This window comes from Brucella sp. RRSP16 (assembly GCF_052246815.1).
In the GTDB taxonomy this organism is placed as follows: domain Bacteria; phylum Pseudomonadota; class Alphaproteobacteria; order Rhizobiales; family Rhizobiaceae; genus Brucella; species Brucella intermedia.
Map to the genome: position 1 here is coordinate 1 of NZ_JBQQAM010000031.1, position 7,000 is coordinate 7,000.

The window sequence follows — 7,000 nt, forward strand, 5'->3', positions numbered from 1 at the left end:
CGAACATCACCCGTCAGCAATTCAACGTGTCGATACTCGTTAGACATAAGCCTATACCCAAGCCTGTGCTTGAGCCTTTCTGCTTATGCCGACTGTCCGGTCGAAATGGGGGGCAGTTCAGTTCCGCATACTGCCGGAAAAGGACTGGTATCTGGATTGGGCCGACCTGACTGAAACGTCCATGGCCGAGAAGATCGACCGTGTAGCCAAGATGGCAGATACCAACCAGAAGATGAGCGCATCCAATGAGTTGGTATTCACTGCTGATGAGATGCGTGAAGTAGTCGGCAAGGAACCACTCACGGACGAACAGCGATACCGTGAGGACGATGAAGAGGGTATGGCGGCGGCTATTACACGTCCAAAGGATTCACAAATCCAGGAAGATTGATGGATCCAGACGTGGAAATTGATTGAGGATACCCGGGGTCAAAGAGTTCGGTGTAGGGCTCAAGGCAGTCACCAAACTTGTAAAGATTCAGGACAACTAGCGCAGCAATTGCCTTCATGCAGTTTTCTTGGTTGGCCTCACGAAAGTTTGTGTGCCGATTGTGCTTAACGTGGTTGTAGGCAATCCACCAGTCGGGTGCATTTTCTTTTTTTGCCCACGCCGCGAAAGGCTGAACTGTTTGATTGTTGCGGGGAATAGATATTTCCACTGTATGGAAGTCACTATAGTGGGCACAAAGCACTGTTTGGCACTTCTTGACATTTGTTACAGATGTCCCCGCGACCCGTGACGCAATAATGCTCATCAAGTTGTCTCCTTCACTCCCTGCCAACAGTAACAGTTTGGCGTACTCGTTAGAGTGAACTTTCGCATGCTCATCACTTAGAGAAACGAAATCAAGAGTTCTCACGAACTCGCGTTCGATCATGCGCATCTAGTCCCAAGAATTGCGATCCAGCATTTTTGCAGCCCCCGTTGCCTGTGCTGGCTTTTAATATCCGAAAAGGATTGAAAATGTCCAAAACCGTTCGGGTGAATATCCGATCACTGGCTAACACCGGTGCGATCCGACGCGAGAAGAGAAACGGCCGAGACGTGGTTATCGTCCCGTCTGCCACTCTCCCAGACGATATCGTCATGAACGACATCATGTACCCTGCTGATGAGATCGCGAAGAGCTTCGCCAGTCTGGAGAGAACCCCGGCACCACTCGGCCACCCAATGATCAATGGTGCATTTGTCTCTGCCCGAGACCCGGAAGGCATCAATCTTGGCTGGATTGGCGCCTGGAATGAAAACGTGCGCCGTGAGAATGGTCGGGTGTTCCTCGACAAGGTCATCGATGTGGAAACCGCTAGCCGATCAGACGGCGGAAAGCGGGTTCTGGAAGCCATCGACAATGGCGGGCCCATTCATACGTCAACCGGTCTTCTTGCCCTTCTGGAAGCCGCAAACGGTGACGTGAACTACAAGCATATCGCTCGAGCCCTGGAATTCGACCATGACGCCATCCTGCTTGATGAGCAAGGCGCGGCAACGCCTGAACAAGGTGTCGGTATGCTGGTCAACGCCAAGGGCGAAAAACAGGAAGTCGAGGTCATCAACTCTTTCATCGAGGATGCTGACCGCGAAATGGATTGGGCGGTGGACAGCCTCGCCCGAGCTTTGGAACGGCGCTCCAAGGCGTCCGTGCTGGAGCGAATGAAGTCCGCGATTATGGAGGCCGTTGGCCTGTCCGAGCGGGTTCCCTCAACCAATCGAAAGGAAGACGACATGTCTGTCTCTGACGAGCAGTTCAAGGCGCTTTCCGATGAGGTCAAAACCCTCTCGGACGGATTTGCCAAGATCGGCGAAACCATTGGCACCGCAGTGGCCAACGCTGTGAAACCTCTGGTCGATGCACAAAATGAAATGGTCGCCAACCAGAAGGCCAAGGAAGACGCCGAGAAGTCTGACTTGGTCGAGAAGGTCGTGAAGGCCAATCTTCTCACCGAAGCCGTGGCCAATACGCTTTCCATCGACGCGCTCAAGGAGCTTGCGCCCAAGGCCGAACCCGGCCGTGCCGCGGCCCTGAATGGTGCGTTCAAGCCGACCGCTGACAAGCCCGGCTTCAAGGTTCCGGAAGGAGAATAATCCATGGCTAGGTTCAACAAGATTTTCGCCGGCCCGTTCACCGAAGCAACTCCTCAGGTTCAGGAGGGTATCGCAGCCGCGGCAACCCTTCCGGGGCTCGCTGTGGTTCTGAACGGCACTGGCGGCTTTGCTATCGCTGGCGCATCCACCAACGAAAAGGTGTTCATCGCTCAGGACAATTACCTTGTCCTCAAGGGCGTGGACGATGCTTGGGCAGCCGGCGACCGCATGATCGGCATGGAAATGCTCGATGAGCAGTTCTTCAACGTTCGCGTACCGACCGGCACCAACATCACCAAGGGCGCCAAACTCACGACGAACGCCACTGGCCGATTCATTATCGCTGCCGCTGACGCGCGCATCACCAAGGCGCCCGACATCGCGCAAGGGTTCAGCGACGATACGCACTGGCAAGTGCCAGTGACGATCTCATACGACTGTTTCGCATAACTTTCATCCGGCCTGAGCCGTTAACAGCCCCCAATCCGGGGCTTTTTTCATATGGAGAAGACCCATGATTACAACTGCTTCGGGCTCTACGATTGCTATCGGGCCCGCAACTCCCGTAACTGGCGCAAATGAGGCCGCTATCATCGCCGCATACAAGGCTCTGGCCTTTGTTCCAGTCGGTGAAGTCCAGAACCTCAGCGAATTTGGTGATGAGGCGAACGACGTCACTTTCACCAGCCTTTCGGATGCTCGAGTGCGACACCTCAAGGGCGCGCGCGATGCCGGCGTTCTCGCCCTGGTATGTGGCCGTGATCCGCTCGATGCAGGCCAGATCGCGCTGAGGGCGGCTGAAAAGACCAATCTGGCTTACGCAATTCGCATCATCGCGAACGATGCGCCAGATGAAACCGGAACCCCAACCGAGTTCTATTTTCACGCGCTCGTACAGTCGGCCAAGGAAAGCTACGGCGAAGCTGACGATGTAGTCACCACGACTTTCAATCTCGGCATTACGACTGCCGTTTTTGAACAAGAGGCGGCGGCCGGAACCCCATAATCCCAACAGCTTATCAACCGTTTCTCCACAGACGTATAAACAGGAAATTCACAGATGGATCTGTCAGTATTTGACGGTGCGGCGAAGGCATTTGACGAAGGTTTCGAGGTGGATATTGTTCACCCGACCACAGGCAAGAAATTGGGCATGAAAGTTCGCGTTGCGTCGTATCAGTCGCAACGCGTTCGTGATGTCCAGCGTCGCCTGGCTAATGCCAATATTCGCGACCAGAAGCGCAATCCGAAGAAAGTTCAGACGGTCGAAGAAATCGAAGATCGCGCAATTGATGTGATGGTGGCTGCTGTACTTTCGTGGGAAGGATTCGAGCGAGGCGGCAAGGCCATTGAATGCACGACGGAAAACGTCCGAGCAGTGCTGACCAACCCGGATTTGTGGTTCATTGCCGAGCAAATCGACGCCGCGGCGGATAATCAACTGGCTTTCGTGAAAGCCTCGCCAGCGACCTAATTTCGTTCGGCGAGGCCGTCTTCGCTAAACGACGGCCTACAGTCCTGCCAGACTTCCCAGACGATTTACGGCACGTCTGGGGCTGGTTCCTCGATCTGAACGCCCGCCGATCAGTCGGCATGTCTGCAAATCCGATCTCGTATGGAGAGATCGACGCCTACAGCCGTGTTCACGGCATTTCGATGCTAACATGGGAGGCCGAACTGATCTGCTCATTGGATAACGCCATTCTGGCAGTCACGCGGGCAGGGCAGAAAACGAAATCCAGCGACCAGTTAAAGAACGAAACTCCAGCCAGTGACGGACAAGGCGTTGCATCGTTGTTGCGCGGGTTTAAAAGAAAGAAACGGGAATGATTGTTGAAGTTCCCTATAAGAGGCGTTAATCGACTTGTTGGGTCTACCTGCTGAGGGTTGGGTTTTTGCGCGCGCCATCAAGTTACGTTTGGAAACGCACGGCGTTGGTTGCCGCGATTGCAGCGCTGATATCGATTTCACTATCGACAGGGATACGTTTCGTGATCGGCGCGCGTTCAGACACGGTCACAATTGTAGTCCGTCTATTGCTTCCGTTTCTTATCGCGATACCGTTAGGCGTTTTCTGGTTTTCACGATTGGAAAAGCCCGAAGAGTCTTACCGCGTTGCGGTGAAAAGAGCGAATGAACTGGCGCGGGTAGCCAGTATTGACCCGCTAACTGGCCTCCTCAACCGGAGAAGTTTTATCCAGCAGTTTAATGCAGCCAACAAGGCAGGTGTTCGCGGATGGTTTTTGATTGCTGATATCGATTATTTAAAGCGGATCAACGATCAATACGGGCACCCGACAGGCGATGATGCCGTAATTTCAGTAGCACAAGCATTGGAAGATTGCTTGTCGAACGACAGCCTGATTGCGCGCATCGGAGGTGATGAGTTCTGTGCGTTCGTACCGAAAGCAGAAACAAGTAACATCGATTCTGTGGTTGCAGATATCAGTTCAAGAGCGTCCGGCCTTTTGAACGAAAAAAGGCCGGACAAAGAATTGCCGTTATCTGTTTCGGTGGGCCTTGCAACTTGCAAGCCAGCTTGCAGCGGTCATCAGCATGATGGAAAACCCGCTACGAGGGCTCGGCGCAGCATTCATGTCCGTCATCTCGCCAGTCAGCCTCTTGACTATCGGTCTTGTGGCGTTGTCCGCGGCTGGCCTGCAGATGGTGGATTGGCCAAAGCGCGCTTCGCAAGCCCTGATTTTCTTAGCGGATAACCTGAAGGCAATAGCGCCATATGCTACTACTGCAGCTGCGGCACTCGCGTTGATCTATGCGCCGAGCGTCATCGCCGGAATGGTAAATCTGATCGCTTGGATGGGCCGCGTCTCTGTAGCTGCCATCAGCATGGGTGCATCATTCGCGCTCGCTAATCCCGCTACCGCTCTGGTGGCTGGTTTTGCCGCAACCGTCATTGCCGCAAATATATTCCGCGACGAACTAACCAAGATCATTGGCTTTGATATCGTCGGAGCCGCGAAGAGCGGAGTGAATTCAATCGTGGCTGTTTTTGTCGGCAGCTACAACGCGATTGTGAACGGATGGTCTGCCCTTCCAGGGGCTTTTGCTGATCTGTCCATTCAGATCGCTAATAATTTTCTCGGTGGCATCCAGTACATGGTGCGCGAGACTGTAAGTCTCGTGAACGGCATGATTATAAGCATCAATGGTTCCCTACGGAACGGCTTTGATGCCTTGGGATTGGATCGTTCAGGTGCGCCGCAGTTTCCGGATCTTGGCCCATTGCGTAACTACAAGATTAGCCAAATCGAAAACCCCTACCCGCATCGTCATTTTCGACGGCCAACGTGGTCGATAGTCAGTATGGATCGCATGCCGCAATCGTGAACTTCGATGGTTCGGGGCAGTTCATCTTTCCCAAGGTGATGTGTAACTGGCCGGAACGTATCACACAGGGTTTCCACCAGTATGTGCGCCTGCCGGGAACCAACGCATGGCAACCGACAAGCCAATCATGCGTGACTGTTGTCGAGACCAATCGGATTGTCATTCATATCAGCCCCGGCGCTCCGACGACTATCGACACCTCAACGGGTAGCTTTATGTACATTCTGCCAGACCCGGGAGGCGTCCGTTACTACATTCTCAGCGCAACGACGCTTTAAGTTCCCAGGAGAAATCTATGGCCACTTTGTCCGACTACACGTCGGGAACGATTTCGCTTGCCAATGGGTCAGTGACCGTTACCGGCACCGGGACACTGTTCGAAGTGACGCGGTTCTGGGAAGGCGACACGCTTCAAATCCAGAAACTGACGGCCGTCATCGCCAGTGTCGACAGCGACACCCAGTTGCCCCTTACTGAACCGTGGACTGGCACGACGATTGTTGACGGTGCATATCGCGCTCGACAGCTTGGCGATGGAAGCCGGGTCTCGACACAGGCCGCAACCGTTATCGAGCTGCTCGGCAATGGCGTTTTGATGAACCTTGCGGAACTCGGCGTCGAGGAAGGTAAGGTGCCAGTTGGCGGCCCGACGGGTGAGTATGAGTTGGCTGATTTGGTTCAAGACCCGAACGGCAACCTTGGCCAGTTTGCGGATCTTTCCCGCGCACCTAACCAATCGCTTGGCACCAACAATAGCGGAAATTTGGTGTTCAAAAATGTGCCAGCCGAAATAATCGCGTCAGATAGTTCTAATACAGCGAGTGCTGGCTGGATAAAAACCGGACTTGGAACCCGATATAGAGAAATAGTGCTGCACATTGATGCGGCTCCGACTGACAATAATGTCTCGATCGGTCTCCAACTCTCAACTGACAACGGGTCGTCTTGGCTATCCACTACGGATGATTATACGGAACAAGTCTTAGTTGTTTCGGGCACGAGCGTGACGGCATCCAATCCAGTATCACCGGCTATCGTATCGGGGAATGTTGCTAGTGCCACCGGAGGCGGGGGTGCGATGATGGAGATAAAGATCTCTGAATTTAATCAGTTCAGAAGGTCGCTCTATTCTGCTTCGATTACCCGAAGAGTGTCAGGAGGAGCGATGCAGTTCCTGTCTCGCAACGGCATTGTGACGCCGTGGTCACCATTTAACGCACTTCGTATCGTTCCCACGTCAGGAACCTTGGCTTGGTATAGGATCGTTTTGACAGGGATTGTAGGTTGAAGGATGTACGCTGCATTATCCTCCCTTGGAGCCAGTATTCCAGCCCGATACAATTATGATATAAAAATTGCTTGTTATGGCGACAGCACAACCGAAGGGTGGCAAAGCTATAATGGTGTTTCCGCGATAACGAAAAATAATGTTCCTGCGCTTCTTCAGTCGGTAATCCCCCCACCAAATAACGGGCTTCAAAAGTAGAATTTTCTCGGGCTATATGATCGAGGAGATTTTAATGAAGACGAGCAGATTCAGCGAACCACAAATCCTTGCCATCCTTCGCC

Annotated in this window: 9 protein-coding genes and 1 pseudogene; 9 read left to right on the forward strand and 1 reads right to left on the reverse strand. The window is 53.3% G+C overall.

Features of this window, described 5'->3' with window-relative positions:
- Positions 1-181 precede the first annotated feature (181 nt).
- Positions 182-391, forward strand: a complete 210-nt coding sequence (locus tag ACS5UA_RS22530) for a hypothetical protein (RefSeq protein WP_196108671.1) — start codon at positions 182-184, stop codon at positions 389-391.
- Here the strand turns inward: ACS5UA_RS22530 and ACS5UA_RS22535 are convergent.
- Positions 354-878, reverse strand: coding sequence for a hypothetical protein (locus tag ACS5UA_RS22535; protein ID WP_353392956.1), 525 nt, complete (start codon positions 876-878; stop codon positions 354-356). The genes ACS5UA_RS22530 and ACS5UA_RS22535 overlap by 38 nt on opposite strands.
- A gap of 86 nt (positions 879-964) precedes the next feature.
- On the opposite strand from ACS5UA_RS22535, the gene ACS5UA_RS22540 reads away from it, so the two are divergent.
- The 8 genes and pseudogenes from ACS5UA_RS22540 (at position 965) to ACS5UA_RS22575 (ending at position 6,719) form a co-directional block, all read left to right on the forward strand.
- Positions 965-2,083 carry a hypothetical protein gene (locus tag ACS5UA_RS22540; protein WP_112702496.1) on the forward strand — a complete coding sequence of 373 codons (1,119 nt, stop codon included), beginning with the start codon at positions 965-967 and terminating at the stop codon, positions 2,081-2,083.
- 3 nt (positions 2,084-2,086) lie between these two features.
- Entirely contained in the window at positions 2,087-2,533 is a 447-nt protein-coding gene (locus ACS5UA_RS22545; RefSeq protein WP_279719188.1) for a hypothetical protein, read from the forward strand.
- Positions 2,534-2,597: 64 nt separating this feature from the next.
- Positions 2,598-3,089, forward strand: coding sequence for a phage tail tube protein (locus ACS5UA_RS22550; protein WP_196108673.1), 492 nt, complete (start codon positions 2,598-2,600; stop codon positions 3,087-3,089).
- A 54-nt stretch (positions 3,090-3,143) separates the two neighbouring features.
- Positions 3,144-3,557 carry a hypothetical protein gene (locus ACS5UA_RS22555; protein ID WP_112702498.1) on the forward strand — a complete coding sequence of 138 codons (414 nt, stop codon included), beginning with the start codon at positions 3,144-3,146 and terminating at the stop codon, positions 3,555-3,557.
- A gap of 44 nt (positions 3,558-3,601) precedes the next feature.
- Complete coding sequence (locus tag ACS5UA_RS22560; RefSeq protein WP_424945378.1) at positions 3,602-3,913, forward strand: phage tail assembly chaperone; 312 nt, start codon at positions 3,602-3,604, stop codon at positions 3,911-3,913.
- Positions 3,914-3,978: 65 nt separating this feature from the next.
- Positions 3,979-4,617: pseudogene (locus ACS5UA_RS22565) on the forward strand (GGDEF domain-containing protein); the annotation flags it as partial.
- Between the two features lie 130 nt (positions 4,618-4,747).
- The gene (locus ACS5UA_RS22570; RefSeq protein WP_443101866.1) at positions 4,748-5,431 is read left to right on the forward strand and encodes a hypothetical protein; all 684 of its coding nucleotides are present in this window, start codon (positions 4,748-4,750) and stop codon (positions 5,429-5,431) included.
- 295 nt (positions 5,432-5,726) lie between these two features.
- On the forward strand, positions 5,727-6,719 hold the full coding sequence (locus ACS5UA_RS22575; protein ID WP_353392953.1) for a hypothetical protein: 993 nt from the start codon (positions 5,727-5,729) through the stop codon (positions 6,717-6,719).
- Positions 6,720-7,000 lie beyond the last annotated feature (281 nt).